The 21,552-nt window shown below is 37.6% G+C and carries 12 protein-coding genes and 1 riboswitch; of the genes, 2 read left to right on the plus strand and 10 right to left on the minus strand.

Annotated elements, in window-relative coordinates; genetic code table 11:
• Positions 1-137: 137 nt before the first annotated feature.
• From CHRYMOREF3P_RS12915 to CHRYMOREF3P_RS12950, 8 genes are all read right to left on the minus strand, one after another.
• On the minus strand, positions 138-3,152 hold the full coding sequence (locus CHRYMOREF3P_RS12915; RefSeq protein ID WP_180564787.1) for a reprolysin-like metallopeptidase: 3,015 nt from the start codon (positions 3,150-3,152) through the stop codon (positions 138-140).
• Between the two features lie 136 nt (positions 3,153-3,288).
• Complete coding sequence (locus CHRYMOREF3P_RS12920; RefSeq protein WP_077419439.1) at positions 3,289-5,391, minus strand: prolyl oligopeptidase family serine peptidase; 2,103 nt, start codon at positions 5,389-5,391, stop codon at positions 3,289-3,291.
• Between the two features lie 95 nt (positions 5,392-5,486).
• Positions 5,487-6,161 (minus strand): hypothetical protein, encoded by a 675-nt coding sequence (locus CHRYMOREF3P_RS12925; protein WP_180564788.1) that lies wholly within the window; start codon positions 6,159-6,161, stop codon positions 5,487-5,489.
• Between the two features lie 82 nt (positions 6,162-6,243).
• On the minus strand, positions 6,244-7,329 hold the full coding sequence (prfA, locus tag CHRYMOREF3P_RS12930; protein WP_077419437.1) for a peptide chain release factor 1: 1,086 nt from the start codon (positions 7,327-7,329) through the stop codon (positions 6,244-6,246).
• A 146-nt stretch (positions 7,330-7,475) separates the two neighbouring features.
• Entirely contained in the window at positions 7,476-8,786 is a 1,311-nt protein-coding gene (locus CHRYMOREF3P_RS12935) for an APC family permease (protein ID WP_180564789.1), read from the minus strand.
• 7 nt (positions 8,787-8,793) lie between these two features.
• Complete coding sequence (locus tag CHRYMOREF3P_RS12940) at positions 8,794-11,217, minus strand: TonB-dependent receptor plug domain-containing protein (protein WP_180564790.1); 2,424 nt, start codon at positions 11,215-11,217, stop codon at positions 8,794-8,796.
• 94 nt (positions 11,218-11,311) lie between these two features.
• A riboswitch (SAM riboswitch) is annotated at positions 11,312-11,417 on the minus strand.
• A 270-nt stretch (positions 11,418-11,687) separates the two neighbouring features.
• Entirely contained in the window at positions 11,688-14,525 is a 2,838-nt protein-coding gene (locus CHRYMOREF3P_RS12945) for an alpha-amylase family glycosyl hydrolase (protein ID WP_180564791.1), read from the minus strand.
• A 192-nt stretch (positions 14,526-14,717) separates the two neighbouring features.
• A complete protein-coding gene (locus CHRYMOREF3P_RS12950) occupies positions 14,718-16,796 on the minus strand; it encodes a T9SS type A sorting domain-containing protein (RefSeq protein ID WP_180564792.1) in 2,079 nt (692 codons plus the stop codon).
• 154 nt (positions 16,797-16,950) lie between these two features.
• Here CHRYMOREF3P_RS12950 and CHRYMOREF3P_RS12955 point away from each other — a divergent pair, with 154 nt between their 5' ends.
• Positions 16,951-17,823 (plus strand): helix-turn-helix domain-containing protein, encoded by an 873-nt coding sequence (locus tag CHRYMOREF3P_RS12955; protein ID WP_175627303.1) that lies wholly within the window; start codon positions 16,951-16,953, stop codon positions 17,821-17,823.
• A 93-nt stretch (positions 17,824-17,916) separates the two neighbouring features.
• On the opposite strand, the gene CHRYMOREF3P_RS12960 is transcribed toward CHRYMOREF3P_RS12955, so the two are convergent.
• Together CHRYMOREF3P_RS12960 and CHRYMOREF3P_RS12965 are read right to left on the minus strand one after the other, a co-directional pair.
• Positions 17,917-18,201, minus strand: a complete 285-nt coding sequence (locus tag CHRYMOREF3P_RS12960) for a hypothetical protein (protein ID WP_172625768.1) — start codon at positions 18,199-18,201, stop codon at positions 17,917-17,919.
• Between the two features lie 93 nt (positions 18,202-18,294).
• Complete coding sequence (locus tag CHRYMOREF3P_RS12965) at positions 18,295-19,902, minus strand: fumarate hydratase (protein WP_047381802.1); 1,608 nt, start codon at positions 19,900-19,902, stop codon at positions 18,295-18,297.
• Between the two features lie 227 nt (positions 19,903-20,129).
• Between CHRYMOREF3P_RS12965 and fumC the strand changes: the two genes are divergently transcribed.
• The gene (gene fumC, locus CHRYMOREF3P_RS12970; protein ID WP_180564793.1) at positions 20,130-21,524 is read left to right on the plus strand and encodes a class II fumarate hydratase; all 1,395 of its coding nucleotides are present in this window, start codon (positions 20,130-20,132) and stop codon (positions 21,522-21,524) included.
• Positions 21,525-21,552 lie beyond the last annotated feature (28 nt).

Here is a 21,552-nt window from a genome sequence, read left to right on the forward strand (position 1 = left end):
CCAATTATTTTTGTCTCCGTAAAGTTAATTTTTTTGAACGAAACATGAAACTTCTGTTAACGTTCTGTTTTACTTAAATTTAGCAAAAGAAAAAGGCCGGACAAATGCCCGGCCTTTCTTATTGTTATATCGTCTGCTTATTTTTTGATAAGCTTCGTATTGTAAGTGTTTTTGTCATCTTTTATCGTGATCACATACATTCCTTTGATTAATGAAGCAACATTAATTCTTTGTCCATCAATCTGACCTTCCTGAGCTAATCTTCCGTCAGCAGTATAGATTTTGTAATCTGCCTTACCTTTAAGGTTTTTCACTTCTACGAAAGTATCTGCAGGGTTCGGGTAAATTGAAATTTCAGTTGATTTTACATCTTTTGTTTCATTTACAGCAAGGGTTTCTGAAATTTTCACAGAGAAATCCTTGAATGAACCTTGTGAAATAACGCCTCCTCCCTGTACAGGAACTGACGGGCTACCGCACGGCCCTGTAGCAGCATTAAAGAAAGTATTTGCTACTCTCATTCTTAGGAGTTTGTCTCCAGCATAGGCAGTAGCAGGAACAGTAAATACCATAGTTCCTGTATATTGTCCATTTGCAGGAGGAACAGTAGTCTTAGTCCCTATTTTCTCTGAAGCTTCAAAAACTCCATTTCTGTTAAAGTCAATCCAAACTTCCATTTTGTCATTGTAACCTGCTGTGTTACCAACATTGAAATAAGATAGTGTATATTGTGTTCCTTTAACTAAATTAACTTGTTTAGTTACATCTTCAGTAAAATCCTGATATGTACTGAAAATAGTTTTATATGTTAATTGAGAATAAGCCAGGTTAGCTAAGTTTAATTGAGCTAAACCACTGTTAAAGCTAAAGCTTGCAAAGCTATTTCCACCGGTTGTCATTAAACAATAGTCTGAACCAGTTCTTAACCCTTTTGTTTTGAATGCATAAGTAGAAGAGAATGTTCCTGGAACAGTGTTCACTACTGCAGCCACCTGAAACTCATAGTTAGTCTCATCTTCAAGAGAGTTCAACAATACAAAATTAGTAGTGCTGGTAGCATTTGTCCAGTTAGTCTCTCCCAATTTTCTATATTTAACAGCATAGGTAGCACCTGGAACACTATTCCATCCAATCGTAGCGGATGTTTTCAAAATTCCTGAAGCTATTGAACCTACCCCTGTTGGAGCATCTGTAGTTGAAGTAGGAGCAGTTCCCACTATAACCTTAGGAGACACCGCATAGAATACATTTCCAATGGCAGAAATTCTCAATTTAATAGGACCTGTTAAACCGGAAGGCATTTGAGCCGTATAGCTTCCCGTATTAGGGGTAGACGCAACAAGTTCCGTCCATGCTGATCCGTTAACAAGATCTGTTGTATATTCAATTTTTACATTAGCTGCATTATAAGGTGCCACATTGGTATTCGCTACATCCCATGAAATTGTATTAGTTGCATTATTGTATAATGTAGTATTATCAATAAGACCATTAAATTTGAAAGGCCCGTCATTGGTAACAGTTACCGTAGTTTCAGCAGATACCAGCATAGGTTTAGCAGCATTCTCATCTCTAACAGTGACTGCATATTTAAGTACTCTTGGAATATAAGAAACAGTTTCCCATTTAGTTTTATCAGTTAAAGATCCTCCCATTACTACAGGAAGACTTGGGAAGTATCTTCTTCCACTTGCTGTACCAAAATAAGATCTTGTTAAAGCTCCCTGAGCATTATACCCCCAACCGCTGTCTCCTGAGATAGAGTTGTAAGAATCCACACTATCATACTGTTCCCATGTATATTTAATAGGATCAGTATCTGTAGCTGAAGCATCCAAATAATATGCTGTTCCTTTTGGAATACTGTAAGCAGGAAGAGCTGAAATTACCGGAGCGGTATTTGTTGTAATATTTTCTGATGTTCCACATCCAGGTTTGCTGTCTAAACTATTAAGAACCTGATTAATAGAAGAATAATGGAAATAAGCGTCTGTAAAATCCTGAACATTATCTCCTGTGATTCCTGCATATCCCATTATGGTAGTTCCCCCACCTGGTTCTATGTTTACCCCTGAACCTTCTGAAACATGCGAGAATGTATGGTTACCTCCCAGCTGATGTCCCATTTCATGAGCAACATAATCTATATCGAAAGAATCTCCTACCGGGTTTGTATTCTGTGTAAATGCAGATCCTTTTGCTAATGAAGTAGCTGTTGCAGGATCAACACATGTAGATCCGATAGATCCAGCATTTCCATTACCTCCTGAGGCATTGAAAACGTGTCCCATATCGTAATTAGCATTTCCAACCAGGCTTGTTAAAGTTTGCTGAAGATTTAGATTTAAATTTCCAGTATAAGGGTCTGTTGTGGAATCAGTGAAAATAATATTCGGAAGATCCTGAATAATAAGCTTAATTGCAAAATCTTTCTGGAAAATACCGTTTACACGGGTCATCGTAGCATTCATCTGAGTAACCGTATTGGCTGTTCCTCCAGACGGATCAAATTTCTTTGTATATTCTCCTGTAGTAGAAAGAGCTAATCTATACGTCCTGTATTTTGTACTTGCCGGTCTGTTTGTAATTCCTAGATTAGAAAGATTTTTTTTCCCGAAAGCTTCTAAAGACTTTATATCTTTTAAGCTTTTCTCTTCTGTAGTACATTCAAAGCCATGATCAGCATCTGTTCTTTTCGTTTTATAAAAAACTCCATACACCTGCTTGTCTGTAGTAATAGGTTCTATAAACTGGAATTTCCCGTCTTTTATAATCATTGACTGCATTTCAGTAGGTGCAGTACTGAATCTTACATATTTACCCGGATCATCAACCCCTACTCCTATATAAGATCCTAATTGATATCTGTCTGCCATAGATTTTTCCATAACAGGATCACTATATACCGCAAACTTTTCAATCTTTCCTTCCGCTGTAGGAAGAGATACAATAACAGCCTGAGCGCCTTTTCCTGTTTCTACAGCATCTTTTAAAATGTTTCTAAGCGACTGCAAATCAAATCTGTAAGAATACTGAACTTCTACTTCTTTTCTGATTTGTGATGTCCTTTGGGAGGCTGGTTCCCACCTCTGTGCATTAAAGCTGGACAACCCAGCAGCCAATGCACAAACTAGTAAAATTCTCTTTTTCATAATTACTTAATTAATTTAGAATTAATAAACTTTAAATATCCGCCATAAAAATAAGAATTATAAACACAACCACATAAAAAAAACAGTCAATTTTAAACAAAATCGACTGTTTTTTTAAATATTATACTTTTTACAATTATTTCTTTATTCCCATCTCAAATAAAGCAAATGATATAAGATCTGCATTTTCACTAATTACCTGATCTGTAGCTCTTCCGGCTCCGTGTCCTGCATTCTTTTCAATCCTCAAAAGAATAGGATTTTTACATGCCTGCTTCTCCTGAAGTTCTGCTCCAAATTTGAATGAGTGTGCCGGAACAACTCTGTCATCATGATCACTAGTGATGATCATTGTTGATGGGTAGCAAGTTCCTGCTTTTACATTGTGTACGGGAGAATAAGATTTAAGATATTCAAACATTTCTTTACTGTCTTCTGCAGTACCGTAGTCATAAGACCATCCTGCTCCGGCTGTAAATTTATTATACCTCAACATATCCAAAACACCAACTCCCGGGAAGGCTACTCTTGCCAGATCCGGTCTCATTGTCATGGTTGCACCTACCAGCAAACCTCCGTTTGATCTTCCTGAAAGCGCCATGTATTGTTTTGAAGTATACCCTTTGCTCTGAAGATATTCTCCTGCAGCAATAAAGTCCTCAAAGACATTTTTCTTTTGCTGTTTTGTTCCGGCATCGTGCCATTTTTTACCATACTCACCGCCACCACGAATGTTTGGAACAGCGTAAATACCTCCATTTTCCATCCAGATCGCGTTTACTACGGAGAATGATGGCTGTAAGCTGATGTTAAAACCTCCATAAGAGTATAAGATCGTAGGGTTTTTACCATCAAGCTTAGTTCCTTTTTTATAATTGATCATCATAGGAACTTTCGTGCCGTCTTTTGAAGTATAGAATACCTGTTCTGAAACATAATCGTCCGGATTAAACTTCACCTTAGGTTTTTGATAGACTTCAGATTTCCCTGAATCTACATTGAATTTATAAGTAGTTCCCGGTGTAATATAATTGCTGAAAGAAAAATAAACATCTTTCTCTTTTTCTTTTCCACCGAATCCTGAAATATTTCCTTTACCCGGCAATGTAATTTCTCTGATCAGTTTTCCAGCCTTATCAAATTGTTTTACCTGATCTATGGCATCAATCATATAGGTTGCAAAGAAATATCCACCTCCTGAAGAAATTCCTAACACATTTTCAGTTTGTGGAATGACATCCTTCCATGTTGCCGGAGCAGGATTGCTTATCGTAGTTTTTACAAGACGCATATTCGGAGCATCTTTATCTGTAAAAATGAAAAGATCATCACCTTGTGTATCTACAATGCTGGCATTGATATCAAATCCGTTTACAATCTGTACGAAATCTCCTCCTTTCTGAAGGTCTTTGATGTACAATTCATTACCATTCGTAGCGTTAGCGGCAGAAATAATCAGATATCTCTGATCTTCAGAAACTCCGGCCCCCAAATATCTTCTTGGCGTTTTATCTCCTCCGAAGATCAATTTATCTTCAGACTGTTTTGTACCTAATTTATGAAAATATACTTTATGCTTGTCTGTCATACCGGAAAGCACAGTTCCTTCTTTCGGCTTGTCGTAGCTTGAATAATAGAATCCTTCATCTCCCTGCCATGAAATTCCACTGAATTTCACATCCAGTAAAGTCTCATCAATTTGTTTTTTGGTAACAGCATCGATGATGATGATCTTGTTCCAGTCACTTCCTCCTTCAGAAATAGAGTAAGCCGCAAGGTTTCCTTTTTTATTGAATGAAAGATTGGAAAGAGAAGTTGTTCCTTTTTCCGAAAATTTATTAGGATCTAAAAATACTTCTGTAGCATTGGTCTTGTTGTTTGTTCTGTACAAAACAGACTGCGCCTGCAAACCATCATTTTTATAATAATAGGTATAATCTCCTTCTTTGAAAGGTGCTGAAATTTTTTCATAGTTCCAGATTTCCTTCAACTGATTTTTAATTTTATCCCTGAACGGAATTTTAGAAAGATAATTCTGACTGTAAGCTACTTCTTCATCTACCCATTTTTTTGTAGGTTCAGAATCGTTTTCCAGATCTCTGAAAGGATCAGAAACAGCAGTTCCAAAATAGGTATCTGTCTGACTTCCTTTTAATGCTTTAGGGTAATTCATTTTCTGAGAATAAAAAGATGCTGAAAACAACACTCCAGCGGTTAACAATATAGGTTTAAAATTCATACTGATCGGTTTTTCTCAAAAATACGTAAAGTATGTGAAATAAAAAAAGTCCCTTTATATTGGGACTCTTTATTCTTTAATGGAATATTTTTCAACTATTCATTGGCTCCGAAGCTTTCAAAATAGAAATCCGTAAGATTGGTAACAATCTCATCGGGACTTCCGTTCCAGTAGTATATTTTATCGCCTTCTTTAAGTTCATAAAGATTAAAATTCTGATCGGTTGTTACTGTTTTATCAGCATTTTTGAAGTCCTGAACCGCCTGAATCAAATATTTCTTAAGGTCTTCTGCTTTTATTTTATTGAGATCACCCTTGGGTCCGGAAGTTAATTTTGAGGGAACCAGGAAGCTTACGGAATAACTTATTTCTGCAATTTTTTGTCCTTCAATATATTCATTCGGGACAACTTTTACATTTTTAATTGTCAGTTTTCCTGTTTTAAAATTCCCAAACATTGCGGTAAAGTACTCCTCCGCTTCTTTTTTACATGCTGCAGCCGTTGCCTTAGGGAAAGCAGACAGAAAATTCTCTACACTCCCATCCATCATTTCTTTTGACGTTTCTTTAAAATCTACCTGGTAAGCATTCTGTCCTTCCACTGTTGGTTTTAAGTAATCATTCAGTTTATTCAACGCCGCTTCATCATTATTCACAAAAGTTCCGAAAAATAATTCGAAGGCTTCTTTGGGCTTCTTCACTTCAGTTTGAGCCATAAGATGCTGCCCTATCATGGTAAGCAGCAGTAAAATAATTTTGTAGTTTTTCATAGTTAATATTTTTATGTTTAGTTATTTGAAAAAACAAAGCCCCTGAAGGATCAGAGGCTTTATTCTTATTTTGTTTTTAATTTTAATAATTTTCTTCTTCCCCCTTCATTTTCTCTGCATTTTCTGCCATGATTACGGCATCAATCATTTCAGAAATATCTCCATTCATGTAAGCATCCAGATTATACATAGACTTGTTGATTCTATGATCTGTAACTCTTCCCTGAGGGTAATTGTATGTTTTAATTTTTGCAGAACGGTCACCGGTAGAAACCATAGATTTACGTTGTGCAGCAATATCTCCCTGTACTTTCTGCAATTCGATATCGTATAATTTTGTTCTTAGCATCTCCATTGCCAGTTCACGGTTAGCTAACTGAGAACGAGCCTGTTGACATACCACTACCATCCCTGAAGGTTTGTGGGTAAGCTGAACTTTCGTTTCAACTTTGTTTACGTTCTGACCTCCGGCACCTCCTGAACGGGATGTCTGCATTTCAATATCAGCAGGATTCAGTTCAAAATCTACTTCTTCAGCTTCCGGAAGAACAGCAATTGTAATGGCAGAAGTATGTACTCTTCCCTGAGATTCTGTTTCAGGTACACGCTGTACACGGTGAACTCCGGATTCGAATTTCATGATTCCGTAAACGCCTTCTCCTTCCACTTTCATGATCAATTCCTTGTATCCTTTGGCAGCTTCGTTAGAGTCTGTTACCTCATGTCTCCATCCTTTTGTTTTAAAATACATGGTATACATTCTGTACACGTCCTCTACAAAAATAGCGGCTTCATCACCACCTGTCCCGGCACGTAATTCCACAATAACGTTTTTGTCGTCAGCAGGATCTTTAGGGATCAGTAATACTTTCAGCTCTTCTTCCAATCCTGGAAGTTTAGCCTGAGCTTCCAGCTTTTCTTCTTTAGCAAGATCTACCAAATCTCTGTCTGAACCGTCTGCAATAATTTCTTCAGATTCTTCAATACTGTCCAGTGCTCCCTTATACTGATCGTAAACTCTTACAATTTTTCCCAAATCACTATATTCTTTGTTCAAAGAAGAATATCTTTTTTGGTCTGAAATGACATCAGGCTGTATAATAAGGTCTGCAACCTCATTATATCTTTGTTTTATAGCTTCTAATTTTGGAATTAATGATTTAGACATTGTAGAAATTTTGTGGGTGCAAAGATAAGGATTATTAATTCAAAATTAAAATTACTGAGCATCATAAATTTTTGAGCATTAGGGATAAAGAGGGCTAAACTGTAAAAAGGTGAATTTATCAATTGTATATTAACCTTTCTATGCCATTAAGGTTTGTTTTGATGTTGTTTGGAAAGTCTCCTGTCAACCCAATATAAAATAATTCCTACAGCAATAATTCCTACTCCTATAAGACTTTCTTTAGGATTATGAATAAATGTAAAATAGAGAATATAGATACTGAACAATAGAAAAACGGCTGGAAAAATATGGAAAGCATTGGATTTAAAAATTTTCCTGTCTTTTTTCTTCAGGAAGAATACGGTAGAAATCGCCAGACTTGCAAAAAGCTGTAAAATAAAGGCTGTGTAAACAAAGATTTCTTTAAAACTTCCGGTGAGAATAATAACCACAGCAATAACTGCATGGGCAAAAATAGCTCTTACGGGAATTCCTCTTGCATTACCCGCTGATAACGGTTTCCAGATGTAAGTATGTTTTGCAAAAGCCTGTGTCAATCTTGAACCTACCCATAAATATCCGCTAATTGTTGCAACCAGCTGCAGCGCAATAAAAATATTGACAATCTTTCCAAAGATAGGCCCCAGCATATTGACAGCAGCTTCCCCCATTACGTCTTCTTTTCCTGCCAACTGACTCACAGGAGCATGTTTCAGCATAATATAATTCACCAAAATATAGCTTATCGTCACGAAAATAGTTCCAATGATCAAAGATTTGGGAAGGTTTTTCTGGACGTCTTTTATTTCTCCTGCGATGTAGGAAGCAGAATTCCAGCCTGTATAAGAATAGGTAACAAACACCAGAGACGTAGCAAAGGCAGGAAGCATGATCTCATTCTGCCAGCTGCCACTGAAATTCAGACTGTTGCCAATCTGTGTAGATTCTGAAAGCCCAACTCCCAGAATAACCAGTACAATAATAAAGGCTATCTTGATGAATGTAAAAAAGTTATGAAACCTACTGGATGTTTTTAAACTGAATGACAATGCCACTGCTACCAGAAAAATAGCGGCAATTGCAAACCCATTTCCAAAAGAATAATTGAATACAGAAAGGTATTTCGACATTGCCAGTGCAGCCAGCGCAACCGGAGAGGAAAATCCGATGATGAGTGAAACCCAGCTTATCAGATATCCGAACAGCGGATGATAGGTTTCTTTAAGATAGATAAAATCACCTCCGTTTCCTTTGAAATGTGAGCCTAATTCGGCATAGCAAAAAGCCCCGAATAAGGCGAGAATTCCTCCAATGCTCCATAACAGGAAAATACTGTAGGTATTGGTAATATCGGATAACTGAAATCCCAGGGTTGTAAAAATCCCTGTTCCTATCATATTGGAAACGACGATGGCTGCTGCTGTTTTCCAGCCAATCTGATGTGAGGTAGTACTCATTTAATGATTAAAAATTAAAATTAAACCTTCCGAAGAAATAATTCCCCAGTGTTCCCATCTGAACTGGCGCATATTTGAATACTCCATAGTATGAATTTTCATAAATCTGGCGATCCGGAAAAACATCAAATACATTGTTGGCCCCTACTGTAAAGTTTATACTTTTTGTGATATCATATCCAATACTGATGTCCGTAACTACTTTTGGGGAGAATTCCTGAACGCCTCCAAATGGATAACCATCTCTTATTACTTTACCAAAATAGGTATTTCTCACGAGAAAATTGAACTTCCCGATTCCATAATTTAATCCAAATGAAGCTTTTGTTTTTGGAGACAGTGTTTCAATGATATTGATCTGATCCGGACCAAAAAACTGATTTTGAGGAGTTCCTAAGTTTTCCGGAAAATGAAAGTCTGTAATTTTAGTTTCTGTATAATTTCCGGCAAGATTCATATTTAATTTTCCGTTACCAAGAATCCAGTCATAAGAAACCACTACATCTACTCCTTTCGTTTCTGTATCAATGGCATTGGCGAAGAACCTTCCGCTTTCCACCTTAAACTGGTCTAGTCTTGGGTCTGTTATATTACTGGTAATCACAATTCTGTCTTTCACTTTAATCCAGTATCCATCTATAGCGACCGTTAAATTGTGTAAAGGTTTCAGGGTAAATCCCGCACTCGCGTTGACAGAAGTTTCCTGTTTGAGTTTATCAAATCCCAGAATTCTGGCGGCTTCGCTATCGTTACTGAATATTCCTTTGGTAACAATCTTTGAGCCTGAAGTAGAAATATCCGCATATGAATTATTGAAATACTGCTGCTGAAGGGAAGGTGCCCTGAATCCTGTTCCAACGGCAGCTCTTATTGCATAATTTTTTACGAACTCATATCGAACGGCAAGCTTTCCATTCAACGTATTTCCGAAATCTGAATAATTTTCAAATCTGGCAGCGGCGTCAATATTTAATTTTTTATCTAAATCATAGGAAACATCCGCATACACAGCAGTTGAGTGTCTGTCTTTTTTCAAGGTATTGTTTGGAGAAAACCCGATAAAAGATTGAGATCCACCCGCACCCAATACTGTTGACCCTTCTGTAGCTACATTTCCATTGATATCATATTGGGTATAAGAAGCTTCATCCCCTGGTTTGATCTGGTATTGTTCAAACCTGAATTCTCCCCCAAATGCGATATTGAAACGGTTTATACTTTTGGAAACATCAAGATTCACGGTATTCTGAAGAAAACTATGGGCTCCTGCATAAAACCGGGTTGGCGATTTTACCCCGAGAGAAGCATTATTGGTATTGCTTACATTATAATTGAAGGTATTACTTCCGAATGTGTTGCTTAGATCTAATACCCAATCATTGACATTATATTTTGCTCCTACAGCATAGGAAATATCATATACCTGAGATCCAAGAGTTGCCTGAAAGCCGTTCGGATAAATGGATGAAACCACATTGGATGTTTCGCTCGGCAGTCTTCTGAAACCAAAGCCTTTTCCTTCTTTGATACTAAAACCTCCGAAAGAATAGATTTTAAATTGATCGTTAAAAGGATATTCTGCATTGAAAAACAACTGTCCCTGCCTGATCTGCGCATCTCCAATCTGGAAATTGAAATCATCACGTGACAATCCCCGCTCCTTAATCTTCGCATCATCTGCAGCTCTTGCCGCTTCAGGATCATTTGCAAAGGCGTAAGCGAAATTATCTCCGAAAATATCTAGATCGTGATTTTGAGTTCTTGTGGTTTTTCCTCTGTGGCTTAATTGTAGAGAAAGGTTGATATAACCCTCTTTTTTTCCTAATGAAGTACCATAATTGGCTCCTGCCTGATAGGTATCTCCATCATTTCTCCCGGTCAATCCATACGTAAGACTTGCTGAGGCTCCCGTATTTTTTTTAAGAATAATATTGATCACTCCTGCAATGGCATCAGAACCGTATTGTGCTGCAGCTCCGTCCCTTAACACTTCTATCCTATCAATAGCAATAACAGGAATTGTACTCAGATCTGTTCCTACAGAGCCATTCCCCACGGTATTCTGATAATTGACTAAAGAAGTGGTGTGTCTTCTTTTCCCGTTCAGCAATACGAGAACCTGATCAGGGCCCATTCCTCTTAAGGTTACAGGATCAATATGTTCCGTACCATCAGAAGCAGACTGTCTTACGGAATTAAACGATGGGATAACATAATTCAGAAGATCCTGAGCAGTCATTTGCGGAGAACTCCTTTGAATTTTGTCAATATTGATAACATCTACAGGAACCGGTGTTTCCAGTTTTGTTCTTTTTACATTACGGTTTCCAACGATAACAATATCTTCTATTTGTTTTCCTTTCTCCTCATTCTCCTGAGCAGCAACCAAAATTGCCCCAAGCAATAATACAGCTGTACTTAATTTTTTCATTTTTGTTCTTGCCAATTAATAATTACAGTCTGACGGATTTTTCCGCAGATATACAAGACTTCAAGAAATGGAATTCATATAAGAATATTGACTTCGCTTATCTCCCCCTCAGGGTTGGAATTAGCACCTTTACACTTCTCGAATCGTGCAGGTTGCTAAGGTTTCTTTGGGCCAAATCCCTCCACCTTTCTTGATAAATCTACTGCAAAAGTAGACTATTTTTTTAAATAGACAAAAAAGGCAAATCTGCTACACTGCAAATTTGCCTTTTATTATTTTATAGAACTTGTTTAAAGTTTTATTTTTGAAACATTAAGATTATAGTAAGGCGATAAGAGTATTAAGATAAGCTTCGCCTTAAGCTTAAAAATCAGAATGATTCATCTTAACTACACTTTATTTCTTAAATCCTTCTTAATGGTTTCAATATATCCTACATTTTTAAGTCTAAACAACTTCATAATTTGTTTTTATCTGATTATCATCTTTTGAATGGCAATTCCGGTTTCCGATTTCAACTGCACCAGATAAGTTCCTGCAGGATAACTGACTTTCATTTCATAAGTTCCGTTTTCTTTATTCAGTTTGAATGAATCCAGTTTTTTACCCGTCATATCAAAAATCAAAATTTCTCCGTTTTTTGCTTTATTAAAAATTAATTTCGCCACTCCGTTTTGTATTGGATTATCAGCGATCTGAAGTGATAATTTATTTACAGTATTTGGATCTGTTGTTGACAGTGCACCTCCATAATTCCCGAAAATCCTGAATTCTCCTGGCTGTAAAGTTATCGGAGCCGTGGTAGAGGCGATATTCGAAATACTGTCATCCATGAGATTCTGCCATTGCCCTGTGTAAGGAAAGAAAGGAACAACATTTTTTGCAGATATATCATAATTGGCCAGTACGACAACATTTTTTATCCCGGTTGTAATAGCCGAATCATAGAGATAAATTCTTGTGATCAATCCGTCCGGATCATTAATCAGATTATTGGATTCTATACTGTACGTTTTAGTTTTAAAAATCTGATGGGTATTTCTGATCGTGATTATTTTAGCCCATATATCATATACAGCTTTTCTGTTTACGTTGGTATCATAGTTTAAAGTAAATGCAACAGGCTTTTCATCCGTTCTGCACCCGTTATTGATAGTACCGTCAGCACATCTGTTGATACTGAATTCATATCCTAATTCCCCAAACTGCCAGATCATTTTCGGACCTGGAATAGTAAAGAATGTCGCACCGAAAGTTTTCATTCTTTCAAGAGCTGTATTAAGGTTTTTAACGTCATAGCTACCGTTCGCAGCACCATATGCAAGATTTTTAAACATCAATCTTTCTTCATCATGACTTTCTCCGTACCCTACAGCACGCATATTGGTAAACCCATGAAGACTATGGTTCATTCTGTCATAATTACTGTTGTCTTTATATCCCATGGTATTCTGGTTATAAGGCTCCGTTTGTTTATTCCAAAGCATCACTCCTTTTCCCTCTGCTACCCTGTAGTTTGCCCATTGCTGTTCTTCTGCATCCGTTCCCAGATGCTCAAAAATCATGTAAGAATTGGGATCGATTGCCCACTGTCTGTCTGCATAATGTTTCATGATATCCACTCTGTCCTGCTGATAAGCGTTGGTGCATGCTTCATCATTTTCGGAGCAGCTTTGGGTAAATCCTTTTGTTAAATCCCAGCGGAATCCGTCAATGTGATATTCTGTCAGCCATTGTTGAAGACATCTTTCAACGTAATATTGAGTTGAAAGGCTTGTATGATTAAAATCGTTAAATACATTGTATGAATGTTTCGGGACCTGATTGAAATAAGGATTGTTTGGAGCAACATCCCCGTAACCGTCTCCATCAGTATCTACATTCCAAAGCCTTACCAGAGGAGAACGTCCTGTTGCATGGTTAAATGCGACGTCCAGAATAACTGCAATTCCGTTCTGGTGGCAGATATCTACAAATTCTTTGAATTTTTCGGGGGTTCCATAAGCTTTGTCCAATGCATAATGGAAAGAAGTATTGTATCCCCAGGAAAGGTTTCCGTCAAATTCCATGATGGGAAGTAATTCTATTGCATTGATCTTTAGATTTTTTAAATAAGAAATTTTATTGATCAGAGACTGCCAGTTCTTTTCCTGTGTAAAATCTCTCAATAATAATTCGTAGACCACCAGATCTTCTTTCGCGGGTCTCTGAAAACTGGTTGTCTGCCAGTTATAGGCTGTCTGCCCCGTTTTAAATGTTGAAACTTCAAAACCTTGTCCGGCAGGAAATGCAGGTAAATTCGGATAGGTAGAAGCTGAGATCCACGGATCATCATAAGAAGATAAGATCTGGGGTGAATAAGGGTCTGCCACTTTTCTCAGATCATTCGTTCTGTACTGAAAAGTATAGAGCTGCTGAGGCGTAATCCCATTGAGCTCAATCCAATAAAGATCAGGGTTTGTGGTATCTTTTTTCATTAAATAAGTATCATTCACCGCCCAGTTATTAAAACTTCCAATGACATGTACAAAGCTTTTGCCAGGCGCATATAACGCAAGTCCTACTTTGGTCTGATCTGTCGGATGATAATTAATCCCCTGTTTAATCCAGTTTGGAATGGCTTCAGCAACTACATTTCTCGGAACCTGTAAAATGAATGTCGCAGTTTTAGAATTAACTCCCTCTGTGGCAACAAGTTCCATGCTGGCATCCTGAGTAACCGTATAACTGTAAGAATAGGATTGTGAAGGAGTTGTTGTAGAGTTGACAACAGTTCCGTTTGCTTTTAACTGAAATGTTGCATTGTTATTTGTGGTAGCCGTAATATTAATAGAGTTTCCTGCCGGAACAGAAGTCAGGCTATTAGCCAGAGGATTGGTAAGATTTAAGCTTAAAGTGCCCACATTTACAAAAATGTCCGGTGAGCTCTGATGAGATCCTGTTTTATCTTTTAATAAAAACCCGAACCTCCCGATTCCTGTTCTTCCGAAAAAAGAAGTCGGGGTAAAAGTAAGTGAATAGCTGTCTGTAGCAGCATTATAATTTAGTTTATTCAGGTCATTGGAGTTGTTCCAGCTGCCATTGGTAGGACAGTCCTGACTGTTCTGATAATTAGTATCAAAAGACCATGTCCAGATATAAATGGCATTATTAGACACGCCCCATGCCGACTCATCAATCTGATCTCCGGGAACAGTAAGGGTTACGGCATCGGTTTCATTGAATGGATTCGGGCTGATGGAGTAATTGATCTGCCCAAAAACTGCCATTGCAATCAACAGAAAAACAACGGAATAAAGTTTTTTCATTTCTTATTTTTTATCGAATATAGTATAAATTTTTCTTCATAGTGACTATTCTTGTCCAGTCTTCATCAAATATTTCAATTTTCCGGGAAAAAATAAAATAAAAAAAGACTCATGAAATTTTCATGAGCCTCCCAATAAAAGTAATTGTAATGAACTATTTTTTGGACGAAAATCTTTGTTATAGAAATTCAGTTAGTCTTTTATAATCTTTTTAGAAACGGATTGTCCATTCTTTAATTTTAATTCTACGATATATAACCCTGAAGAAAGTTCAGTCATATTGATTTGATTATCTGAGAACTGTACATTCATTCTTTGCCCTACCGCATTGATAACGTTCACTTTGTCAATCGCGGAGTCTGATTTAACAGTAAGAATTCCTTTTGTCGGGTTGGGATACATTCCTATTACTACATTATTCAGCTTAATGTCTGAAGTACCTAAAGAAGATGTCGGTTTAATACATCTTACTGAAGACCCCTGACCTCTCATTCCTCCGGCTGATGGGTTGGCAATAGTGGATCCGATATATAAATATTTCGCTCCTAAACTTGATGTATCTGAACTCCAGAAATATCCTCTTTGTCCTACAAAACTAAAGTCGCCATTACTGGAACTTCTGTTTCCTCCTGCCGGTAATTTAAGATTGCTGCTGTAAGCAGTTGCCGGATTACCAATACCTTCAGCCCCTACCAAAGCAGCCCAATCTGCCTGAGAAGGCATTTTCCAGTCTGTTCCGATCGCTTTACAAGGATCTACCCCAGCGGATGCATTAACGTCTGCCACTGATGTACCAGCCCATGTATCTGAACTTGCAAAACCCGCCCACCATGCCGGAGATCCTGCAATATACACTCCTCCAGCCGCTGCAATTCCTTCGGGAGTATTGGATGAAGGTGCTTGCGCTGTCTGTGAATTTCTAAGCTGGTGGCCGTCATCCCATCTTCCCCATTGGAAAAGGTCTCCATATGCGTTCGCATCGGCTACTGATGAAGCTACCTGTGTACTTCCCAGATTCTGCTGAAGCCATATTTTTCCGTCTGCTCCTCTTACAGTAGTATAAGCAACCTGCTGACCACGATACATAAAACTTACACAGCCTACATCACCCACATTGGTTCCCGGGTCCGTATTGCTGCATGTCTGAGGATTCAGTGTCAGAGAAATTCTTTTCACTTTTGTGGTATTGTCAGAATAAGCAAGAACAAGATAGTTATGCGCTTTATCTATAGCAAGATCATTGTATTTTGCCTCACCATCTGAAACAAAATCACCTCCAAAAGCAACCCAGTTTTGAGAATCATCTAATTTATAAACCGTATTTCTAAGGAAATTGTCATTTTCAAAACGGCTGGCAACGACATACGGTTTCCCGGATTCCGTCACAGCTAAGGCAACATGCTGAACTTTTCCTTCTGAAAAATTAGCATTTCCAACCTGAACCCAAGAGTTACCGTCAAATTTTTTAACATTCACTTTTTTTCCTCCTCCTGAGTTTGAAACATAGGCTACATAGATCGTATTAGATCCATCCAAAGCAATATCGGCGTTGTACTGTTCTCCTGAAGAAGAAGCATCTGCAGCAGCACCTCCTACCAGACTCCAGTTTTGTGAAGAATCTGCACCAGTGCTGTTTTGATACACTTTTAAACCTCCGGAAACATTACACGTATACACCATATTATTGGTTCCGATAACCATTTCAGCAAATTCAGCACCTCCTGAAAAGCCGGCATTTCCTACCTGCTCCCAGGTTCCTCCAAAATATCTTTTTACCGTTCCTGAACCATAAGATCCATAAGTGAATATAATATTATCAGAAGAAACTGCAGAAGCCTGATAATTTACAGAACTGTCTGTAGCATTCGGAAGTTGAGACCATAAAGACCCCGTAAACAAACGTACTTCCATTCCGGAATCAGGATAACCAAGCTGGTTTGTATAATAAAGACTGTTTCCATTAGGACTTATAGACAGTGAACTGTAAGTTGCCGTTCCTGCTGTAACTCCCGCACTTCCTCCTAAATATGACCATGAACTCCCGTTAAATTTCTGAACAGAACCTCTGGCTACGGAAACATCATAATATGACAGATAATAATTTCCTGAGTTGTCTATAACTAAATTGTTAAAACTACTTCCTCCTGCTGATACATCCTGAATGCCTCCAACATTTTCCCATTGCTGAGCATACAAGCAGCTTCCGGCGATAATCAGCAACGTTAATCCCGTTCTGATTTTCTGTATTGCAAAATGTAAATCTCTAAACATATAAAATATTATTTTTAATTATTCTAAATTTAATTTAATTTTGCGCAAAAGTACCTCACATAATTAACCCCGAGTTATCATTTCTGAACTTTTGGTTATCCTGCGAAGGACTTTTACCTTAAGTAGTTGTACCATGGCTGTAAAAATGTGTTGCATGAGGAAATCATCTAAAAGTGGACTTTTGTTCAGATCCGAAGACATCAAAATCATCATGCAGGAAGATCTGTGCCCTGATCAATCCTTCAAATCTCACATGTTGGAAGGGAAGGCAAGTTTTAATCTTCTTTTTCTGCTGAGTGAGGGAATCAATTTGGAAGCTCATGACTGCGGAACCCAATTTTCATTTAAGAAAAACCAATACATTCTTCATTACTCGCCCAAAGAAAATGTCGCTGAACTATGGACGGAAAACCAGGAAGTTCTTAAATATCTCCAGATTCAGATCAATTATCAATATGTTTTCAACCTCATCAATCCGGATCTCAACCGCGAGAATGCAGAAATTCTGGAAAACATGACCCATAATAACTTCATCTTCCTTCACAAAGAAACACCACCGGATATGACGGTTGAAATGCATATGATTGTAAAGGAAATTCTAGGATATACCAAGAAAGGAATCATGCAGAAATTATTTATAGAAGCCAAGATTATTAAGCTTCTGATTTTGATTTTTGAACAGTTCAATGAGAAAAATATTTTGGAATCCACACCAAAAACGCCTGAAATGATCAGGAAATTCATTGATGAAAATTACCACAGAAATATAAAAGCGGAAGAGATCGGAAAGTATATCGGAATGAATCAGAATATGATCAGAAAGGAATTCAAGGCCTACTATCATACAACGATTGCTCATTATATATCGGAACTCCGAATGCTGAAAGCGAGGAAACTGATTACTGACAAAGAGATTATGATCAAAGAGATCGCTATTGAATGCGGTTATGAATATCTCCAGAACTTTACACGGGCTTTTAAAAAGAAATTTGGAGTATCTCCGGAAAGCCTCAGGAATAATAAATAGAAAAACCGCCTAACGAATTAAGCGGTTTTATATATGTTGTTTTGCTTTGATATTACTTTTTCAGAATTCAGGTGAAAAAGCAATGACAATCAATTAATGATGATGTCCGTGATCGTGAAGGAAAGGTCCGTTTCCTTTAGGCTCGCTATAGATAACTTCTACACCTTCCTGCTCAGAAACAAGCTTTCTTCTGATGTCTTCAGGATCGAAAGGCTTTACTTTTCCGAAATACTCTTTCAAACCTTCAGTTAGCCACATTGGGATTACTAATCCGAAGAACATAAAAATACACCAGAATCCTACTAAGAACATAGTAATGAAGAATATAGTCCAAAGGAACTGGTAAAACGGCCAAAATGCTGATAATATCGTTATCATTCTCTTAAAGATTTTAGGCAAAAATAAAGCTTTTTTCTTTTTTACACAAAAGATCAGCGCTCTATTTTATTATTTATTTTAATTTTAAACTAATTAGTGAGCAAGATTTGCGAAGAAATCGTTGCCTTTATCATCGGAAATAATGAATGCAGGGAAGTCTTTTACTTCAATTTTTCTTACTGCTTCCATTCCTAATTCCGGGAAGTCTACTACATCTACAGACACAATATTGTCTTTGGCAAGAATAGCAGCAGGCCCACCGATAGATCCAAGGTAGAAACCTCCGTATTTATGACAGGCATTGGTAACATCTTTACTTCTGTTTCCTTTTGCCAGCATAATCATACTTCCGCCGTGGCTTTGAAACTCATCCACATAAACGTCCATTCTACCGGCTGTAGTAGGTCCGAAACTTCCTGAAGCCATTCCTTCCGGAGTTTTTGCAGGTCCTGCATAGTAGATCGGATGGTTTTTGAAATATTCCGGCATTGGTTTTCCACTGTCGATAATTTCTTTAATTTTTGCGTGTGCAATATCTCTTGCTACAATCAATGTTCCGTTCAGTTTCAATCTTGTTTTGATCGGATATTTGGATAACTCTGCAAGAATTTCCGGCATTGGTTTATTTAGATTAATCTCAACTGCTTCTTCCAGATGTGGAGGTGTATCAGGTAAGAATCTTTTTGGGTCCTGCTCCAACTGCTCAAGGAAAATACCTTCTTTAGTAATTTTTCCTTTGATATTTCTGTCTGCAGAACAGGAAACACCCATTCCTACCGGACAAGATGCGGCATGTCTCGGAAGCCTGATTACTCTTACATCATGGGTAAGGTATTTTCCTCCAAACTGAGCTCCGATTGCACTTTCCTGGCAGATTTTCTGAACTTTTGCTTCCCATTCAAGGTCTCTGAATGCCTGTCCGGCCTCATTTCCTTCTGTTGGAAGATGGTCATAATATTTTGCTGATGCTTTTTTCACTGCAGCAAGGTTGGCTTCTGCTGAAGTTCCTCCAATTACCAACGCTAAGTGGTAAGGCGGGCAGGCAGCTGTTCCAAGATCAGAGATTCTTTCTTTAACGAATTCTTCAAGAGATTTTTCGTTCAATAAAGATTTCGTCTTTTGATATAAGAATGTTTTATTAGCAGAACCTCCTCCTTTTGTCAAGAATAAAAATTCGTAGTAATCTCCTTTTTTAGCGTAGATATCAATCTGTGCAGGAAGGTTAGATCCTGAGTTCTTTTCATCAAACATCGTCAAAGGAACTACCTGAGAATATCTTAAGTTTCTTTTCTGATAGGTATTGAAAATTCCTTTGCTCAAATATTCCCCGTCATCTACTCCTGTATATACATTTTCTCCTTTTTTCCCCATTACGATAGCCGTTCCCGTATCCTGGCATGAAGGAAGAGCTCCTTCCACAGCTACTGCAGCATTTTGCAAAAGGTTGTAAGCAACGAATCTGTCATTATCAGTAGCTTCAGGATCATCAATGATTCTTCTAAGGCTTTCCAGGTGTGAAGAACGAAGCATGAAAGAAACATCTGCCATAGCTTCTTCAGCCAACAATTCCAGTCCTTTCGGATCTACAGTTAAAATTTCTCTGTCACCCAGTTTTTCAACCTTTACATAATCTGATGTAAGCTTCTTGTACACCGTATCATCTTTCTGAATTGGATACGGATCCTGATATCTAAAGTCCATTCAATTTTTGTTTGTGCAAAAATACGTCTCATTAAAAAAAATATGAGTAAAATCAGTCATTTAAATTGATATTTATAATGATTATAAATTGCGGGTTTGTGAGTTTATAATTAACTTTATAAAAGCTTAATAAGCAAAGCCAAAACATTATTTCTTTCATTAAAAATCAATAATGTTAAAGATTTTTATAGCTTTTAAATAAACAGATCATACAAATTTCAACCACTATGAATTACAGAATTGAAAAAGACACCATGGGAGAAGTGCAGGTACCTGCGGATAAATTTTGGGGTGCACAGACGGAACGTTCCAGAAATAATTTCAAAATAGGACCTGAAGGTTCAATGCCGCATGAAATCATTGAAGCTTTCGCTTATCTGAAAAAGGCAGCAGCTTATACCAACACTGATCTGGGAGTGCTTCCTGCTGAAAAAAGAGATATGATCGCCAAGGTATGTGATGAAATTCTTGAAGGAAAACTTAATGACCAGTTTCCGTTGGTGATCTGGCAGACGGGTTCCGGAACGCAATCGAACATGAATGTCAATGAAGTAGTTTCAAACAGAGCCCATGTTAATAATGGAGGAATATTGGGTGAAAAATCTGAAATTCACCCAAATGATGATGTGAATAAATCCCAGTCTTCCAATGATACCTATCCTACTGCCATGCACATCGCTGCCTATACAAAAGTAGTGGAGGTAACCATTCCGGCAGTAGAGAAATTAAAAAATACGCTGGCTGAAAAATCTAAAGCCTTTAAAGACGTGGTAAAGATCGGGAGAACCCATCTGATGGATGCTACTCCGCTTACTCTGGGACAGGAATTTTCCGGGTATGTGGCTCAATTGGAATTCGGATTGAGAGCTTTAAGAAATACATTACCTCACCTTTCTGAGCTTGCATTAGGTGGAACAGCTGTAGGAACAGGATTGAATACTCCTAATGGTTATGATGTAAAGGTTGCAGAATATATTTCTCAATTTACAAAACACCCTTTCATTACTGCTGAAAATAAATTTGAAGCCCTTGCTGCTCATGATGCAATTGTTGAATCTCACGGAGCTTTAAAACAATTGGCCGTTTCTTTATATAAAATTGCTCAGGATGTAAGATTACTGGCATCAGGGCCACGTTCCGGAATCGGGGAAATTCATATTCCTGAAAATGAACCCGGATCGTCTATCATGCCAGGGAAAGTAAACCCTACTCAGAATGAGGCTTTAACAATGGTTTGCGCTCAGGTTTTAGGAAATGATACAACCATTTCGTTTGCAGGAACTCAGGGAAATTATGAGCTGAATGTTTTCAAACCGGTAATGGCTTATAATTTTCTCCAGTCTGCCCAATTGATCGCTGATGCATGTATTTCTTTCAATGACCATTGTGCTGTAGGAATTGAACCCAACCATGAGAGAATTAAAGAACTTGTAGACAAATCTTTAATGCTTGTTACAGCTTTAAATACTCATATCGGATATGAAAATGCAGCAAAAATTGCTAAAACAGCCCATAAAAATGGTACAACCTTAAAAGAAGAAGCCGTCAATCTTGGTTTGTTAACTGCTGAGCAGTTTGATGAGTGGGTAAAACCTGAAGATATGGTAGGAAGTTTAAAATAATGATTCTATAACTGATACAATGCAAAAA

Source organism: Chryseobacterium sp. JV274 (assembly GCF_903969135.1).
GTDB lineage: Bacteria > Bacteroidota > Bacteroidia > Flavobacteriales > Weeksellaceae > Chryseobacterium.